This window comes from Corynebacterium sp. MSK012 (assembly GCF_030232435.1).
GTDB lineage: Bacteria > Actinomycetota > Actinomycetes > Mycobacteriales > Mycobacteriaceae > Corynebacterium > Corynebacterium jeikeium_D.
In genome coordinates, this window is sequence record NZ_JASPJU010000001.1 from 165477 (window position 1) to 183215 (window position 17739).

The window sequence follows — 17739 nt, forward strand, 5'->3', positions numbered from 1 at the left end:
GAAAGAAAAAGCATGGTGTGAGCGCAAAAAGGTGGCATGCTTAGACAGGTGAGTTCCAGTAAAGATACTTCCCAGGGCACCGAAACCACCAACGAGCCAACACAGGACGCACAGGCTGCGCAGGCCGCTCAGGCCGAGCAGTCCCGTGCCGCCCGCGTTGCCGCCCGTCGTGGAAACATCAGGGCGCCTCGCCGCACTCCGCTGAAGACACTGGACCAATCCTCCAAGCTGCAGAATGTCCTCTACGACATCCGCGGTCCGGTGACTACTCTCGCAGAGCAGATGGAGGCCGACGGCCACCGCATTATGATGCTCAACACCGGAAACCCGGCAAAGTTCGGTTTTGATGCACCCGACACCATCGTGCAGGACATGGTCCGCGCCCTTCCTCATGCACAGGGCTACTCCGAGTCCAAGGGCATTTACTCCGCACGCCGTGCCGTCGTCACGCGCTATGAAATGGATCCTGAGTTCCCACGTTTCGACGTCGACGACGTCTGGCTGGGCAACGGCGTCTCCGAGCTGATTTCCATCACTACGCAGGCGCTGCTCAACGAAGGTGACGAAGTCCTCATTCCCGCTCCGGATTACCCGTTGTGGACTGCGGCCACCACCCTCGCCGGCGGCAAGGCCGTCCACTACACGTGCGATGAGGAGAATAACTGGGCGCCGGACGTCGAAGACATTCGTTCGAAGGTGACCGATCGCACGAAGGCGATTGTCATCATCAACCCAAATAACCCGACTGGCGCCGTCTACTCGCGTCAGACACTCGAGGCCATCGTCGAAATCGCTCGCGAGCACTCGTTGCTGCTGCTTTCCGACGAAATCTACGACCGTATCCTCTACGATGATGCACAGCATATTTCCACTGCTTCGCTGGCTCCGGATCTGCTCTGCATCACCTTCAACGGTCTGTCCAAGACCTACCGCGTGGCCGGTTACCGCGCGGGCTGGATGGTGCTGACTGGCCCGAAGCGCCACGCAGAGGGTTTCATCGAGGGCATCAACCTGCTGGCCAGTACTCGTCTGTGCCCGAATGTTCCTGCTCAGCACGGCATTCAGGTCGCGCTTGGCGGCTACCAGTCCATCAACGACCTCGTCCTGCCGGGCGGTCGCCTACTGGAGCAGCGCAATGTCGCCTACGAGGGGCTGACCTCAATTCCGGGTGTGAGCTGCGTGAAGCCGATGGGCGCGATGTACGCATTCCCGAAGCTGGATCCAAACGTCTACGAAATCCACGACGACGAAAAGCTGATGCTCGACATCCTGCGTGAAGAGAAGATTCTGATGGTCGGCGGCTCTGGCTTCAACTACCCGACCCCGGATCACTTCCGCATTGTTACGCTGCCCTGGGCACGCGACCTGAAGGAAGCCATCGAGCGCCTGGGTAACTTCCTGGCCAGCTACAAGCAGTAGCAGGACTTAAGGTTGCGCACGCTGCTGGTTCTGCCCTTCTCACATATCGATGCGCTATTCACTTATGGCCACACTGGAGCGCATCGATGAGTGAGTATTGCATCGATAGGTGGGCCATAGCGCTGATAGCCCCGGCTCGGCGCGCCGGAATGGCGGTACGCCTTCCGGTGCTGGCACAGCGATTAGGTTATTAAGAGTGGGCAGGCATTCAAAAGATTCAATGAACTCTGGTAACCAGCAACCTTTTCGCGTTTCGGCGGGTTCCGACATAGGTGCGCATCTCGACGTACTGAAGAACTCGAACAGCGGCTCCCCTACCGGCCGGTTCCGGGCTGTCAATGCCGCGAATCAACCCAACTCTGAAACCTCGGCTGCCCCAGCACGACATGCGGAACCTGCCGCACATTCAAAACCAGCACCGGCACCGCAAACCGCACCTGCACAAGCCGAATCAAAACTGACGAAACCACGACACAACCCCACAAGAGCACGTCGCTTGCTGGCCACAGTTCTTACAGTTGCTGGCATTGCGACTTTCCTCGCAGTGATTGGGCTCTGGCCATCGGGCGAGGCTCCGAGTCCGGGGCCGGGATTCCTACAGTCACAGACGTCAGCTGCAGAGACGGTCAAAGGATCCGTCGTAAAGCACAGCGTCGGTGCGTGCAATTCGCCTGACAACGGTCGTGTCTTCGACGACCAGCCGCGACCAGGGCTGACGGCTTCCCTCAACGACTCAGCTGCGCCGAAGTGCCAGCTCTCGGTCATTGAACTGACCTCGGGCCCGGACGAGGGCAAGAAGACGCTGCTGGAGGCATCCGGCTTGCCCGGCGAGATTGAGCTGAAGGAGGGCGACAAGGTCGTCCTGGCAATTCACCGTCCGAACGCGGCTGGTACCGGAGCTTTTGACAATGGTGTTGTGCCGGATCCTGGGTTGATGGCGCCACCTCCCGGCATTGTTCCCGCGCCTGCCCCTGAGGGCGCAGAGGATGCGCCTGCACCAGCCCCAGAGACTCCCGCACCGGCTCCGGAACATGCTCCCGAAGCACCACCGGCTCCAGCACCCGAGCAGGAACCAGCGCCTGAGCCCGGTGCAGACACCCCCGCTGCCCCTGCTGCTCCCGTTGCCGACACCAACATCGTCGACCTCGCACCTCATCAGGTTGCCGACACCGCTGACATCGGCAACACTTACACTTTCCTAGACATGGACCGCACCACGACGATCTGGTTGTGGCTCGGCGCGGCGGTGCTGCTCATCGTCCTAGTCGGCATGACCCGCGGTGTCTTGAGCCTCCTCGGTCTCGGCATCACACTGGCCGCAGTGATGGGATTCCTCGTTCCGGCATTGCTACGCGGCGGCGACCCGGTGGCCTTGGCTATCACGACGGGCGCGGCGATTCTCTTCCCGGTGCTCTTCCTCGTGCATGGCATCAATTGGAAGTCAGCTTCCGCGCTGGCGGGGACGCTCACCACGATGGTGCTGGCGGCGGGCTTGGCCAACCTCGCGATCTCGACGTCGCAGCTGCGTGGTCTCGGCAATGAGGACAACCTGCTCATTCAGCTCTACCTGCCTGACGTCTCCGTCACGGGCTTGCTTCTGGCGGGCTTCATCATTGGCGCGTTGGGTGTGCTTAACGACGTCACCATCGCCCAGGCCTCGACCGTCCAGGAGCTCTACGAAGCAGCTCCGCGGTCGCGGCCTATGGAGGTCTTCCGCTCGGCAATGCGCGTCGGCCGCGACCACATCGCGTCGATGGTCTACACGCTGGTACTGGCGTACCTCGGCACCGCACTGCCGCTGTCGATTTTGTTAAGCGTCTCCGACCGGCCGCTAATGCAGTCGTTGACCTCCGACGTGGTGGCCACTGAGCTGCTGCGTTCCATCATCGGTGCGGTGGCCTTGGTACTCGCGGTGCCGATTACCACCCTCATCGCCGCCTATACCGTGGCGCCGGAGGGCATGAAGTTCCCGAAGCGCTCAAGAGAGGCAAGCATTTAGCCGCGACCGAGGCAGGTGACATCCCAGCCTGCGGCACGCCACTTGTCGGCTGGCAGGCAGTTGCGGCCATCGAGAACCGCTGCGCGCTTGACCAGCTTCTTCGCAGCTACCGGGTCGATCTCGCGGAACTGCTGCCACTCGGTGGCGACGACGACCATCTCCGAGCCTTCCAGGGCCGCTTCGATGCTCGGCGCGTACTCCAAGGTTGGGAAATTCTTCTTGGCATTCTCCATGGCCTGCGGGTCATAAACACTCACCGAAGCGCCCGCCAGAGACAGCGAACCGGCAATCGACAGCGCCGGAGAGTCACGCACATCGTCGGAGTTTGGCTTAAAGGCCGCACCCAACACAGTCACAGTGTGACCGAGCAGCGAGCCGCCGAAGCTGCCACGCACCAGGTCAACGGTCTTTTCACGGCGACGCATGTTAATTGCATCGACCTCGCGCAGGAAGGTCAACGCCTGGTCAACGCCCAGCTCACCGGCGCGGGCCATGAATGCGCGGATATCCTTCGGCAGGCAACCACCACCGAAGCCCAGTCCCGCATTGAGGAAGCGCCGGCCAATTCGGGCGTCCATACCGATGGCGTCGGCAAGCGTAGTGATATCCGCACCTGTGACCTCACAGATTTCGGAGACCGCGTTGATGAAGGAAATCTTGGTGGCGAGGAATGCGTTCGCCGACACCTTCACCAGCTCTGCGGTGGCCGTGTCCGCGACGATGAACGGTGTCTCGCGCTCGATGATGGGGCCGAAGCACTCGCGCAGGCCGTCCTCTCCGATGGATTCAACTTCCTGACCTGCACCATTGAGGATCATGCCCGGCTTCTGCACACCCAGTACCACACGGTCCGGCTCCAGGGTGTCCTTTACCGCGAAGCCCTCACGCAGGAACTCCGGGTTCCAGGCGATCTCGAGGCTGGTGTTCTTCAACTGCTCATCACCAGATGCGGCGCGCTCGCTGATTATCTCCGCAGCCAGTTCCTGCAGGCGCGGCGCGGTACCGACGGGCACGGTGGACTTACCAAACACCAAGTGCTTGCCGACGACGCGCTTAGCCAATTCGGTTACAGCGGCGTCCACATAGCGAACGTCAGCAGCGTAAGAGCCCTTAATCTGCGGAGTTCCCACGCCTACAAAGTGGACGTTCGCGAATTCAACGGCCTCGTCGTAGTCAGTGGTGAAACGTAGACGCCCCGACTCAACGTGCTTCTTCAGCAGTTCGGGCAAACCAGGCTCGAAGAAAGGAACTTGACCTGCGGACAATGCCTCAATCTTGGCGGGATCAACATCTACGCCGAGAACCTCGTGCCCCAACTCCGCCATTGCTGCGGCGTGAGTGGCACCAAGGTAACCCGTACCAATAACCGTAATACGCATGAGGGCTATTATTTATCGAAAGATAAAAGGCCTTCAAGCCGATTTAACCCTTAAATGGTGTGAACTAAAGGCTCATCTTTAGGCTTTCCACCTGCGAAAACTCTTTATCGAACAATTGTTTCCGTTTCTTCACCGAGAATTCACTCGGGGCTATTCGCAATTCATTTATGTCCCGAGGTCCCGAAGTCTTATTCCTCATCACGGAAGTTGAGGTACGCACGCGACGGCGTCGGACCGCGCTGCCCCTGGTACTTCGAACCGAGCTTGCCGGAACCGTAAGGCACCTCCGCCGGCGAGGACATCTTGAACAACGCCAGCTGGCCGACCTTCATGTTCGGCCACAGTGCAATGGGCAAGTTTGCGACGTTGGACAGCTCCAGCGTGATGTGGCCAGAAAATCCTGGGTCAATAAAGCCGGCTGTCGAGTGCGTTGCCAAGCCCAGACGCCCCAGCGAGGACTTACCCTCCAGACGGCCTGCCAAATTCGGCGGAATGGTGAAGTACTCCAAGGTCGATGCCAGGACGAACTCGCCCGGGTGAAGAATGAAGGGCTGCCCTTCGGGAACCTCGTGTGGGGATGTCAGCTCTTCCTGTGGCAGCTTCGGATCGATGTGCGTGTATTGGGAGTTGTTGAAGACTCGGAAGAACTTATCCAGGCGCACGTCGATAGACGAAGGCTGAATCATCTTCGGGTCGAAAGGATCAATGCCGAGATGGTCGGAGCCTTCGGCATCGATAGCGGCACGAATATCACGATCTGAGAGCAACACATAGACCAGCTTAACCGCTCTGTAATGCACAGCGTGTGTCGGTTGCAGGATAAACCCCACTAAATTCAGTGGAACGGCTGCCAACCAATTTTTTCGACGCGAATCGAGAGTGCTACATTGAAGTTACAGAGGGCGACTGATTGCCTGCATGTCACATCTACTGTGCCAATCTCGTGGCGTGCTTTTAATCATTCCGCCTACTGTGTGCCGATGTAGTTCAATGGTAGAACTCCTGCTTCCCAAGCAGGCGGCGCGGGTTCGATTCCCGTCATCGGCTCCACTATGACGTCGAAAATGATAAGTAGGCGTTTGCGTTAGCAGGCGTTGATTTGGTCGAGGCGGACGCTATGGTCGGCGACCTCGGTAACGAGTTCAGCGTCGTGGGTGATGACAATGACGACGGCACCAGTGTCAGCGAGTTTACGCATTACCCGGGAAATCGCGACAAGGTGCTTGTAGCCAACACCGGACGTGGGCTCGTCGAAGATGTAAACTTTCTTGTTCGCAGCAAGCGCTGTAGCAATAACCAGGCGTTGGCGTTGCCCGCCAGAGAGTGCTTGGGGATGATCAGCCTCGTGGTCGGCAAGGTCGAGTTCTTCAAGGATCGCGTGGGCATCGATGCGTTGCTTTTCGGCTTTGGTCGTGCCGAGCGTGACTTCGTCAATGACTGTGTCCGAGAACAACTGTCGGGTAGGGTCTTGCATCACAAGGTAGGAGTCACGGCTGGTGAATTTCTGTCCATTGAGTGTGATGGATGTATGCTTGGCCTTTTCAAGTCCGCAGACGATCCGTGCCAGTGTTGATTTGCCCGACCCGCACGGGCCCAACAGTGCAGTGATTTTCCCTTCCGGGAAGAGCACATGGTCGATGTTGAGGACTGTGTTTCCGTGGCGGTAGGCGAAGGTGAGGTTGTCGATCGTGAGCCCATCTCCTGCCGGTTGCGGTAGCTGCGGCATGGGCACGGGCACAAGGGATCGCAGTCCAAGCTGTTTGCGCTCCTCATCCGAGGTAGCGTAGAACTCTTCGCCGGTTGCGGTGAGGGCGATATTGCCTTTGTCGAAGCAGTAGACGCGGTCGACAATCCCGGCGAGGAAACTCAGCCGGTGTTCAGCGATGATGATGGTGTGCCCGTCTTTTTTGAGCCGGGCGATGAGCGTGGCGAGTTGGTCGATAACGTCAGCGGACAAGTTCGCGGTCGGCTCGTCAAAGACGATCAGCGACGTGTTGTTGCACATGGCGACGGCGCAGGCCACGCGTTGCATCTGCCCACCCGACAGTTGTGTGACGCGGGATTCCAACTGGTCGGCGATACCTAACTCGGCGGCAACCTCGTCAATGCGGGCACTAATCTCCTGCGGGTCGCGGCCGAGATTTTCTGGGCCGAAGGCGAGTTCTTGGCGCACGTGAGTGGTGTAGAACTGGGTGCGCGGGTTTTGAAACACTGTCGAACAGTGGTGGGCAAGCTCTGATAGATCTACTCGTGCCACGTCAATGTCGTCGACTGTGACGCTTCCGGTAAGGTCGCCGTCGTGGAAGTGCGGGATCAGCCCGTTAAACAGCCGTAGCGCGGTAGTTTTCCCTGACCCAGACGCGCCGCACAGCAAGGTGACGGTTCCAGGTGTGATGGTGATGGTTGCGTCTGTGATTGAGGGGTGGTCTGCTCCCCGATAGGTGAAGGTGACGCCGGTGGCTTGGGCTGTTGTCATAGGGTGATTCTCCATATCGCGAAGCCGATAACGATGAGCAGAATGACCGCGTCGACCACCCGGAATTTCACGACCGTGACTGAGGTAGGCTTTGCGGTTCCGCCCAGTCCGCGTACAAGGGCAGCAGATGCCAGTTCGTCCCCGCTTCGCACCACGGTCGATAGCAGCGGGATCGTGAAGTACTGGGCCGCGCGCAGGGAAAGCGCGGACATCCCGCGAAGCTTCATCGCATCTGAGATCGCTTTAACCTCGTGGCCGATCACGGGCAGCACCCGTAACGCGACTGAGATAGGGATCGTCAAACAAGTCGGGATTCGTGAGCTGGCTAGTGCTTTTTGCAAGGTGGCAGGTCGGATTACACCGATCGCGTATGCGCCCATGCCTGCGCTGACGCTGAATCGCCACATCCACTGCAGAAACAGCACGAGGAATGCGCTGGCTGTTGATTTCCAGACCAGGGGTATCACATAAACGAGCCCACCGAGGACCGCAAACGTGGCCAGGTAGACGGCCACCCAGCTCGGGCGCACGAGCGTGTTGGGGTTGATCGAGGCGCTCGCCAGCATCACGGCAGCGAATCCGCCCAGAGCACACACGAACCACGGCGAGTAGGAACTGTAGATCGTGGTGGAGACGATGACGAGCGCTACGATAATCGTGCGCGGGTCGGGAAGTTTAGACAAGACCGGCCCGTTCAAAGTGTTTGCGCGCGACCCTGGTTCCCAACAGACCAGCAAGCCAGCCAACGATGAGCATCACGACGAAGAAGCCCAACAGAATCGGGATAGTGACAACCTGGGCCATCTTCGCGGCATACTCGGCGCCCATTTGTTCGGCGATCTGCGACATATATGCCTCTTGGTTCATAAATAGCGGCATCCACGGTGACACGTAGATCGGCAGAATAAACAGTGCGTATGCCAGCGGAACGCGAACCTTCACGCTCTTCGGCCCCTTGGTGATGACTAGGTCGGCGAGCAGGCCGAATACAGCGGCGATCGCGATGCCGCCCACCCAGTGGCCGGTCACGAAGAAGAGGATTTCGATGAGGATCAGCATGATGGTCAATGCCCCCATCTTCGGAGTGCGTGCTGTGAACAGCGCAAAGACGATGCCGTTAACGAGGATAGAAAGCAAGAAGCCGGCATACATGGCGACGGGGATGAACCCGAGCATTCCGAATGCAAACACGATGACGAACATCAAGGCAGTGAAGACGCCGATGTTGATGAAGTCGCGCGTGTTGAGGCGCGAGGATGTGCGTGTGGACATAGTTTTTCCTTTTATGTGCTGATATGCGCTGTGTTTAGACGAGTTGCCATCCGCCTGCGTTGATGCGCTCTTGCCAGAAATCGCGGTATTGACCCGGCTGGTTGACCAGCTCGTCGTGAGGCCCGCGCTGGGCGATACGCCCACCGTGGGAGAGCACAATAATTTGGTCAGCTTGGCGAATGGTTTCCAGTTTGTGGGCGATCACGATCAGCGTGGAGTGCTTGCGTAGCTCGTTCATCGCCGCAACAATGTTGGCTTCATTTTCCGCGTCCAATGCGCTGGTGGCCTCATCGAACAGCACGATCGGGGCCTTCTTCACCAAGGCGCGAGCGATGGACACTCGTTGGCGTTCCCCACCTGACAGTGCACGCCCGCCAGCGCCCGCCAATGAATTCCAGCCATCTGGGAGGCGGTTGACGATTTCCGTCACGCCCGACAGGTCAGCGGCCCACCTGATTTCTTCATCGGTAGCTTCTGGGTTGCCAAGGCGAATGTTGGCCTCAAGCGTGTCATTGAATAAGTAGACGTCTTGGAAGACCAGGGATATCTGGCGCATCAAATCTTCGGTGGTCTGCTCACGCACATCAACCCCGCCAACGCGCACGCTGCCGGACTGCACATCCCAGAAACGTGCAACCAACCGGGCGATCGTCGTCTTCCCGCACCCAGATGGACCAACCAGGGCACACATGCCGCCTTGCGGGACATGGAAGGAAAAATCACGGAGAACCGGGGTGTCCGGATCGTAGCCGAAGGTCACATCATCGAAGCGAACATCACCAGGAGCGCTCACCGGTGTGGAGGTGACAGGTTCGGACAGTTCGGGAGCGTCCATGACCTTGTCGACGTGGTTCATCTGCTGGCGGCGTTCTTCCAGCCCAGATATATTTCCGCCAATGTCTTGGAGCATGGTGGTGAACCGCAGGCACATGCCGATTGTCACCAAGGCGTTCAGCGCATTCATCTGCCCGCCGAGGGTGAGTTGGGCGGTGAGCCAGATCATCACCACAATGAGCGCTTGGACGAACATCCCATTAATCAGGTTCGCTAGTGTTTCGAACCACAATGCTTTGCGGCCCTTGCGGTCAGCCTGGTCGAAAGCCTGATCAAGGGCCGGGTAGTCGTCGGCGACGTGACAGGAACGCAATGCACCTTGGCAGGTGGCGAATTCGACCATGCGAGCCGCCAACTCTGACTCGGCTGGTTCGGAAACCTTCTTGCCCTTATCGAGAAGCACACGGGAGATATGGAGGAAGGCAAGCATGATCGGGAACGCGATCGTCAAGGTCAGTCCCAGCCGCCAATCCCAGAACCAGGTTCCCACAGTGACTACGAGCACGGCTGAGAGTTTTTGGACGAGGGAGAAAATGAAATGTGCCGCCGACTCGCCCAAGTCCATCATTTCCTTGGTGACCATGCGCGACAGTCGGCCAGAGCTACCCGAATCGAACACTCCCAGTGGTAGGCGGGCTACTTTGTTACCTACTGCCTGGTGGACGTCGTGAATGAATCCAAGCGCGCCGATATAGCCGGTGCGCATGCCATAAAACTCCGTGCCCACGCCCAGCACCGCGAACACCGCCAAGGCGATGAGCCAGCCCCAAAACGACAGCCCCCACACCGGCATTCCGGTCGCCAAGGCGCTTGCTGCAGGGAGTAGCGCGAGCAGGGCAAAGCCGTGACACAGTCCTGAGACCGCACCCCACGCTTGACCGACCGAGAGGTCTCGCCACGAGGTGGGTTCCATCAAACGCTTAAAGCGTGGCAGCAATAGTTGATTCATCGTTTCATCTCCTCGCATGCACCTTGGGCAAGAAGTGCCTGATAGTGCGCATTACCCAACAGCTCGTCGTGTTTACCGACCACAGCAATGCCCCCGCGTTCCATGACGACAATTTGGTCTGCCCCTCTGATCGAGGCCAGTCGGTGGGCGATCACAATCACGGTTCTGCCTTTGGCAAGAGTCGAGAGAGCTTGTTGGATTTTCGATTCCGATTCCGGGTCCGCCATCGCCGTCGCCTCGTCCAGCACCAACACTGGGGCATCAACCATGAGCGCCCGGGCGATCGCGATACGGGCTGCCTGCCCGCCCGAAACGTGGGTGTCCTCCCCCAACACAGTGTCGTAACCATCGGGCAGGCTCATGATGAACTCGTCGATCTGCGCTGCTCTCGCTGCCTGCCGCACCTGCTCCAAGGTTGCGTCTCGCGCGCCCAGGGCAATGTTGTTGTGGATGGTGTCGCGAATAAGCTGTGCATCTTGCAGGACGAATGCGACCGTCGAATACAACACATCCTGGGAAATGCTCTTTAGATCAACCCCGCCGATGGTGATCGTGCCAGCGTCCGGGTCATCGAAGCGGGCAATTAAACTCGCCAACGTCGACTTCCCCGCACCCGACGGGCCAACCAGCGCGGTCACCGTGCCTGCCGGAATGCTCAGGCTCACCTCGTCTAATGCCTGGGTGTCGTCATAGGCATACGACACACCCCGAATCTCGATATCATGACCGTGTGGTGTCTGTGGCGCATCGGGCTGACTCAACGCCGGTAGCTCCATGACATTCACCAGCCGTACTGCCGCTGAACCTGCGAGCTGATAAGACCAGGCGATGGTTGCGACTGCCATCAACGCTCCCGGCAGCACCAAGGCGATCAACGTCGTCGTTATCACCTCGTAGATGCTCACCCAACCGGCGTTCATCATCAACGCGCCACCGCCAAGGTTCACGATCAACAGCACCGGGATCGACACCCACGAAAATGAGGCGACCGACATCGACACCAGCGGCATACACCACGCCCGGTAGAACTTAGAAAACTCGTTAGCTGCATCTAAATAGGCTTTATGTGCTTGGCCGACCTTGCCGAACGCTTTCACCACTGAGATACCGGCAACGAACTCGGCCATCGTTGCCGAAACCTGAGCGAGCTTGGTGTCCATTTCCGCGGTCTTCTCATTCATCCCTCGCATCGACATGCCATACATGCCCACATAAACCGGAATCGTTGCAATCGACAGCAGAGCGAGCCGCCAATCCACCACGAACGCATAGGCCAACAAGGCGAGCGGGGAGACGATTGCGTTCAGTTTCTCGATCGGCCCGTGTGCGATCACTGTGTGCACCGTGGCCGTATCATCCTGAATGGTCTTGCGGATCTTCCCTTCGCCCTCGCGGGTAAACCACGACAGCGGAGCAGTCGACATTCGGGCGGCAATTTGCCGACGCATCTGATTACGCAACGACAGGTCAATAAAATGCGTCACGCCCAACGCAACAAAATACAAAGTCAACCGCGCCATGTAAGCAGAAACAAGGAGCATCACGATCCAGTTCACCCGCGCCGGGTCCACCCGGTCTTGCATCAGCGCAGCTCCCAGCTCCACCAAAGCCACATAGGGTGCGATAGCCAACACCCCAGAGGCGAACGTTAAGGCCTGCGCGATAAACAGTTTGCCTTTCACCGGCTGCGATAGCTGACGGATCGCGTTCTGGCCAGCGACTGATTTTTCCTTCGCCGACCCATACTCGCCTTCAACAACCTGATCCGTTGCACTTTCGTTCACGTAAGCACCATCCTTCTTAGGCATGCCTAACCTTACTATATTTCTGGGAGGTGTGTCTACTGTGCACGTCAACTGATACGAACATCACCCTTTCAGGGCAATCCTCACCTGTTCACCGGTGCGGAACACGAACCGGATCGCGTCCTCGGTGACAATGGCGTGGTCGATAAGTGCGGTCCATTGTGCGGGGTGAAACTCGCTCACAGGTTCCCCTGTCAGATCATTCAGGGTTGTGGTGATGGCGGCGTGCTTGGCGGTGTTCGCTGCGATATCTTTTTCCAGGCTTGTTCTACGTGCGAGCGTCTTACGGTAGGTAGTATCGAGTTCGGCGTACGCGGATTGGCAGGCGTCCTGGTCGAGCGCACACCGCTGGTTTTCCGCAATCAGCGCTTCGATCTGCTCGTCTTTCACCGTCGCGCTGCTGCAGGGATGTTCGTCTGTGTATTTATGGTTGCATTGCCAAACTGCGTCTTTGCATTTCGTGTTCGACGCCCACGTTTTACGCCCATACCACGCCCCACACCGAGCACATTCCAGCCGGGTGGAGAACAACCCGACTTTCGCTGACTATATGTTGCCATGCCTGGTGGCGAGTTCGTATTGCATCTGATCCCAGATACGCGGTTCGGTAATCGGCTCATGATTACCTGATACATAGTATTGGGGTACTTCGCCTTCGTTGACCTTCATCTTCTTAGTAAGGAAATCGGTGGTGAACGTCTTTTGCAGCAGGGCGTCGTCCTTGTATTTTTCGTTGGACAGGATGGAGCACACTGTCGAGGTTGACCACACTTCTTTCCCGCGCGGGGTGAGAATCTTGCGGGCAGCGAGCTCGGTTTTAATCTCACTGATCGCTATCCCATCAAGGAACAGCTGGTAGATCAACCGCACGGTCGGAGCCTGCGTCTCGTCGATGACGAGGCTTCCACCCTCGCCTTTCTTATATCCGAGTAGCACCAATTACCCATAATCCCCACGCCGACTCCCGTTTCGGAGGAGTTGGCGTGGGGCTTTTACGTGGTCGCGGTTTACGAGGATGGCGACGGCGCGGTGTACCTCAGCCACCGCAACACGGCTTTGACACGACGGTTTGTATCTTCCGGTTGGAAACCCAGCTTCAAGAACACATTTGCCACATGTTTACTCACAGCGCCTGCGGTTAGTACCAGGCGTTTTTCTATTTCCTTATTACTGAGCCCCTGCGCCATCAGATTGAGCACTTCGCGCTCACGCGGAGTCAGCGTGGCGATACCGTACTGCTTTGCAGTAAGCAGCGTCGCGACCACTTCAGGATCAACCACGGTACCGCCACTTCGTACCTCTTCCAGTGCTGAGACAAAGTGCTCGACATCCGAGACACGTTCTTTCAGCAAGTACCCAAAGCCACCATGCTGCAGCAGGCGATCCAGGTAACTGGCCGCCACGTATTGGCTGAGCACGACAACTGGCTGGTTGGGGTTGCTCTGACGCAATGTGGATACCGCGACCAGGCCGTCGTCACGCATGCTCGGCGGCATCCGAACGTCAGTAACGATGACATCGAACACCTGCCCTTCAGCAGCGGCGAGCAGCTGATCTGCATCGCCGACGGCGACGACCTCGTGCCCCAACGCCCGCAGCAGGCCGGTCAGCCCCTCGCGCAGGAGCACGGAATCCTCGGCCAGCAGTACTTTCATCGTGTCCTTCCTTGACGAACGGGCAGTTCCAACCGCAATTCAGCACCGCCGTCGGCGTTGGCGAGCGACACGGTTCCGCCAAGCGCTGCCGCCCGTTCGCGCAGGCCCGCAATGCCGGTGCCCCGACCATGCTTTACGACGTCTACAGCGCCCGCACTCGTTGGTTCTTCGAGCCCTACGCCATCGTCGCGCACAGTGACCATAAGCGTACCGAGATGCGACACGAGCGCCTTCTTCGGAGTCTGAACCGCGAGAGTGATGTCAGCCCGATGGGCATGGCCATGTTTAGTGGCATTGGTCAGTCCTTCCGCTACACAGTGGTACGCGAGCAACGCTGTGGTCTCATCGAGCGGACCGAAGTCTGAGACACCGTCCTCACGGACAGAAACCTCCATGCCAGAGTGCGCTGCCAGCTCCCTCACGGCAGCGACCAGTCCATTTTCAAACAGTACCGGCGGGGCAATGCCAAGCACCACGGAGCGCAGCTGTGCAAGCGCCTGCGTTGCATTGTTATCGGCGGCGGTGAGCGCCTCGGCTACCTCTTCTTCAGTCTTACCCATGCGAGCAGCGGCAATGTTGAGTTTCAAGGCGGTCAGGTGTTGCTGAGGGCCGTCGTGAAGCTCGCGTTCGATGCGGCGGCGCTCACCGGAGAAGGAGTCAATGAGCACATCACGAGACTGAGTGACTTCCTCACTGGAGGGTGCGAGGATGGCGTGGGAGAGCCAGATGGACAGTAAGCCGGCACCGAGGTTGATGGCAATGGTCAGCACCAAAAAGAGGATTGCGAAAACCCAGCCAACAGTGATCTTCTGCGCGGGATCCGTCAGAGTCCAGCTGAAAAACTCCAGTTCGTCAACCAGGAAAGGTGCAGCGAAGAGCACTCCGACAGTAAAACCACCGCCGACCCAGGCTGTGAAGGTGACGAACCCAATGACCAACTGGACGAGCAGGTTGACGAAGTTGCGGATGTCGAACCAGCGATTGGTCACGCGCTTGGGGATTGGGGTGCCCGACCACGATGCTGCCCAGCGGGAAAGCCAGTCGGCACCGCGGCTGGTGAGCGGAATCCACGGCAGAAGAACGACGGAGACGATCAATCCCGGAATGAACAGCAGGCCGAGGATAAAACTCCAGGCCAGCGCGATTAAATTCTTTTTCTTTGTCATAGTTTCAAAGCTAAATTGGCTCGCGCCTAAAAACAGTGGAGCTAACTCCCCTATATTCAGTCGAGCTGAATGCGCCCCGACTTCTTTTCTCCGATACCACGGTCGGCCAATTCGTCATCGATGAACGTTGGCCGACCGATAATCAGTCCAAGCACTGCAAGCACGACGGTGGTGCCAAGCAGCACAATCAGAATGGGGGTCCATGTTTCCGCGGTTCCGGCGGCCACGCCCACCAGGAATGGCCCGACTGCGGAGAAAATGTAGCCGATTGGCTGCACGAAGCCGGACAACCGCGCGGTCAGCTCATGGCTTCGAGTGCGAGCTGGAATCAGCGCGATGGCCATGGGAAAACAAAAACCACCGACTCCCAGCAGGAACGCAGCACCGATTGCGTATCCCGCCCCAGTTGCTGCTGCTCCCCGCTGGTCAATCAGAATCATCAACACATAGCCGAGGAAGAAAAGGCAGCCGAGACCAAAGGCGACGTAGGACATGGTACGAAGCCGTGCAATCAGCGGCGGCATCAGCAGACCACCAATGATGCCCAGCCCCTGGACGAGCATGGATGCTGCGGTGGCTACGCTGACGCTGATGCCAGCGTCGATAAGCATTTTCGGCATCCACCCCATGAGCACGTAGGCGTTCATCGACTGCACGCCGAAGAAAACCGCCAGCGCAATGGCTGTCGGCGACTTCCAGATTGGCGTGCTTGCCGAGGTGCTGACCGGCGCCTTCGGGTAATCGAATCCGATGCGCGCACGCAGCGGCACCCACACGACGAGCTGCACCAGGGCGGTAATCGCCCATGCGGCAATCGCCCAGCGCCACATGTCGATACTGCCTGCGGACGCTTCGGGTGAATCGCTAATCAAAAACGCCGTCGCCGGCCCCAGGCCGCCACCGAGGGCGAGCATGCTGGAATACAGCATCATCAGCACGACCGTATGACGGCCGCCGTGCACCTTAATCCACGCAGGTAGCAGCACATTTCCCAGCGCAATACCAGCAACTGACAGCGCAGTGAACAGTAGGAATAGCCAGATACTGCTCACCCACGGTCGCACCGCAAGGCCGACGAATAGCAACGCCGCTGACAGTGTGAGCGCGCCGCTTAGCCCCATGCGCTTGCCGACGGACACCGCAGACAACCCAATCGCGAAAAACGCGAGCCCCGGAATGGCCGTAATCAGACCACCAAAGGCGGAGGATGCACCGAGGGTGGAAAGGAGCTGATCGAGCACCGGGCCGATCGACGCGATACTCGGGCGCAAGTTCAGCGCCGCAACGATTACTGCTATGACGAGGATGGGAACGCCGAGTGTAATGGCATTCTTCGAGGTACCAGTAGCTTTTGGTTGTGGTTGCCCCGGTTTTTCTTCTATTGCCATAACAGTGGACGTTACCGCTTCCTGTTAATGCCTCTCTAGCCGGCTACGACTCCCCCGGTCGATTTATCGTTTCCACTTGAATAGGGGATAATTTTAGGTAGTGAAACGGCATTGCCCTCACGCCCCTACCCCTGGCCAGCAGGCAGGTTGGCCGCCCCTCAAGGAGATTGATGAAGTATGTGTCGACCCGTTGAATGCAATGTTTGCCACAAGACGACCTGGGCTGGCTGCGGGCAGCACATCGACCAGGTAAAGGCAACTGTTCCGGCAGATCAGTGGTGCGGCGGAAAGCACACCGATGAAGAAATTAAGGCGGCTGGTGCAAACCGCGGTTTCCTCGGACGCCTGTTCGGCTAGTTCAGTGCTTCTGCCACCAATGGCCGGGAGTAGCCTGAAAAATTGACGTACTCGATGTCGCTGTTGCCCTATCCTGGACTACAGCGACATCTCTTTTTCTGTATCTATTGACAGTCTTCCAGCTATCTCTGACGTAAGGATCGAACTGAAAATGGTTGAACCGATTTCTGATTCCATGCTCATTGCCTACGACGGCTCCGACGAAGCCAAGCGGGCACTGGCCTACGCCGGAAAGTTGCTGCGCGTCAAAACTGCCTACATTCTGACTGCTTGGGAGCCCCTGCAGCGCGCTGCAGCTCGTACCGCTGGCGCCTCAGGCATGATGCAACCTGATTGGGATGCCACTACTGAAGACGGCGATCCGGCTCACGACGAGGCTGTACGCATTTGCCGTGAGGGCGTGCAAATTGCCGCTGAGGCCGGCTTCGTCGCGGAGCCATACCTGGTAGAGACCGAAACTACTATCTGGTCGGCTATCGTCGACGCAGCTCACGACCTCAATGCGGGTGTGATTATCTCCGGTACTCGTGGCGTCACTGGTCTGCGCGGACTATTTACTGCCTCCACCTCCGACGCATTGCTCAAGAATGCTGGTCGCCCAGTCCTCGTAGTTCCAGGGGAAAAGGAATAAATTTCTAGAAAATTTTCAAAAACTTACTTAGCTGATAGAAAATGGTATAACCTCTCAACTAAGAAAACTCAATGACCACTGAAGCCACTCAAAATTCAAGGCAGGGAAAGATTCCCAGCTGTTCCACTGGTTTACAGAAGTCACAGAGTGTAGTTTTATAAACAGTATTGACTTAATGCACACGAGGAGTCCTCAACATGGCATACGAAACTGATTCCGAGCAGCGTCGTAGCGTTGGCCCCGCCCTGGCCTCGGCGCTTATTGGTGCCCTTCTCGGTGGTGCCGCAATTTTCGGCATCGGCCAGGCTCTGACCGAAGACCGAATTCCGGAAGCACAGGCTGTTTCCACCGATGACGCTCTGCTTGGCGGTGTCGAATACGGTCAGCGTTAACCCTTTAACGCTAGCCC

General features: G+C 58.2%; 17 protein-coding genes and 1 tRNA gene. 6 read left to right on the top strand and 12 right to left on the bottom strand.

Annotated features, from left to right (window positions below; genetic code table 11):
• The first annotated feature begins 36 nt into the window (after positions 1 to 36).
• The gene (locus QP977_RS00725; RefSeq protein WP_395893773.1) at positions 37 to 1419 is read left to right on the top strand and encodes a pyridoxal phosphate-dependent aminotransferase; all 1383 of its coding nucleotides are present in this window, start codon (positions 37 to 39) and stop codon (positions 1417 to 1419) included.
• Between the two features lie 496 nt (positions 1420 to 1915).
• The gene (locus QP977_RS00730) at positions 1916 to 3418 is read left to right on the top strand and encodes a YibE/F family protein (protein WP_048760247.1); all 1503 of its coding nucleotides are present in this window, start codon (positions 1916 to 1918) and stop codon (positions 3416 to 3418) included.
• Here the strand turns inward: QP977_RS00730 and QP977_RS00735 are convergent.
• Both QP977_RS00735 and dcd read right to left on the bottom strand, forming a co-directional pair.
• Positions 3415 to 4797 (bottom strand): UDP-glucose dehydrogenase family protein, encoded by a 1383-nt coding sequence (locus QP977_RS00735; protein WP_048760243.1) that lies wholly within the window; start codon positions 4795 to 4797, stop codon positions 3415 to 3417. The two genes, QP977_RS00730 and QP977_RS00735, sit on opposite strands and share 4 nt — an antisense overlap.
• 188 nt (positions 4798 to 4985) lie before the next feature.
• Complete coding sequence (gene dcd / locus QP977_RS00740; protein WP_042388964.1) at positions 4986 to 5567, bottom strand: dCTP deaminase; 582 nt, start codon at positions 5565 to 5567, stop codon at positions 4986 to 4988.
• A 206-nt stretch (positions 5568 to 5773) separates the two neighbouring features.
• Between dcd and QP977_RS00745 the strand changes: the two genes are divergently transcribed.
• Positions 5774 to 5847 (top strand) — tRNA-Gly (locus QP977_RS00745).
• 34 nt (positions 5848 to 5881) lie between these two features.
• Here QP977_RS00745 and QP977_RS00750 read toward each other — a convergent pair.
• From QP977_RS00750 to QP977_RS00795, 10 genes are all read right to left on the bottom strand, one after another.
• Positions 5882 to 7273 carry an ABC transporter ATP-binding protein gene (locus QP977_RS00750; RefSeq protein ID WP_016421583.1) on the bottom strand — a complete coding sequence of 464 codons (1392 nt, stop codon included), beginning with the start codon at positions 7271 to 7273 and terminating at the stop codon, positions 5882 to 5884.
• Positions 7270 to 7956 (bottom strand): energy-coupling factor transporter transmembrane component T family protein, encoded by a 687-nt coding sequence (locus QP977_RS00755; RefSeq protein WP_070429406.1) that lies wholly within the window; start codon positions 7954 to 7956, stop codon positions 7270 to 7272. The genes QP977_RS00750 and QP977_RS00755 overlap by 4 nt, the downstream gene beginning before the upstream one ends.
• Complete coding sequence (locus QP977_RS00760) at positions 7949 to 8545, bottom strand: MptD family putative ECF transporter S component (protein ID WP_016421585.1); 597 nt, start codon at positions 8543 to 8545, stop codon at positions 7949 to 7951. Before QP977_RS00760 ends, QP977_RS00755 begins: the two co-directional genes overlap by 8 nt.
• A 34-nt stretch (positions 8546 to 8579) precedes the next feature.
• Complete coding sequence (locus QP977_RS00765; RefSeq protein WP_016421586.1) at positions 8580 to 10328, bottom strand: ABC transporter ATP-binding protein; 1749 nt, start codon at positions 10326 to 10328, stop codon at positions 8580 to 8582.
• A complete protein-coding gene (locus tag QP977_RS00770) occupies positions 10325 to 12136 on the bottom strand; it encodes an ABC transporter ATP-binding protein (RefSeq protein WP_253291933.1) in 1812 nt (603 codons plus the stop codon). Before QP977_RS00770 ends, QP977_RS00765 begins: the two co-directional genes overlap by 4 nt.
• 60 nt (positions 12137 to 12196) lie before the next feature.
• The gene (locus QP977_RS00775) at positions 12197 to 12664 is read right to left on the bottom strand and encodes a recombinase zinc ribbon domain-containing protein (protein WP_255712742.1); all 468 of its coding nucleotides are present in this window, start codon (positions 12662 to 12664) and stop codon (positions 12197 to 12199) included.
• 15 nt (positions 12665 to 12679) lie between these two features.
• The gene (locus tag QP977_RS00780) at positions 12680 to 13069 is read right to left on the bottom strand and encodes a recombinase family protein (protein ID WP_070429408.1); all 390 of its coding nucleotides are present in this window, start codon (positions 13067 to 13069) and stop codon (positions 12680 to 12682) included.
• A 71-nt stretch (positions 13070 to 13140) separates the two neighbouring features.
• A complete protein-coding gene (locus tag QP977_RS00785) occupies positions 13141 to 13788 on the bottom strand; it encodes a response regulator transcription factor (protein WP_016421590.1) in 648 nt (215 codons plus the stop codon).
• Positions 13785 to 14954: a sensor histidine kinase gene (locus QP977_RS00790; RefSeq protein ID WP_070628451.1), complete on the bottom strand. Its 1170-nt coding sequence runs from the start codon at positions 14952 to 14954 to the stop codon at positions 13785 to 13787. Before QP977_RS00790 ends, QP977_RS00785 begins: the two co-directional genes overlap by 4 nt.
• A 56-nt stretch (positions 14955 to 15010) precedes the next feature.
• Positions 15011 to 16342, bottom strand: coding sequence for an MFS transporter (locus QP977_RS00795; protein ID WP_259788883.1), 1332 nt, complete (start codon positions 16340 to 16342; stop codon positions 15011 to 15013).
• A gap of 177 nt (positions 16343 to 16519) precedes the next feature.
• Between QP977_RS00795 and QP977_RS00800 the strand changes: the two genes are divergently transcribed.
• From QP977_RS00800 to QP977_RS00810, 3 genes are all read left to right on the top strand, one after another.
• Positions 16520 to 16699, top strand: a complete 180-nt coding sequence (locus QP977_RS00800) for a DUF8730 family Cys-rich protein (RefSeq protein ID WP_016421593.1) — start codon at positions 16520 to 16522, stop codon at positions 16697 to 16699.
• A 151-nt stretch (positions 16700 to 16850) separates the two neighbouring features.
• Positions 16851 to 17330, top strand: coding sequence for a universal stress protein (locus tag QP977_RS00805; RefSeq protein ID WP_239393068.1), 480 nt, complete (start codon positions 16851 to 16853; stop codon positions 17328 to 17330).
• 197 nt (positions 17331 to 17527) lie between these two features.
• Positions 17528 to 17722 carry a DUF2613 domain-containing protein gene (locus QP977_RS00810; protein ID WP_005510537.1) on the top strand — a complete coding sequence of 65 codons (195 nt, stop codon included), beginning with the start codon at positions 17528 to 17530 and terminating at the stop codon, positions 17720 to 17722.
• Positions 17723 to 17739 lie beyond the last annotated feature (17 nt).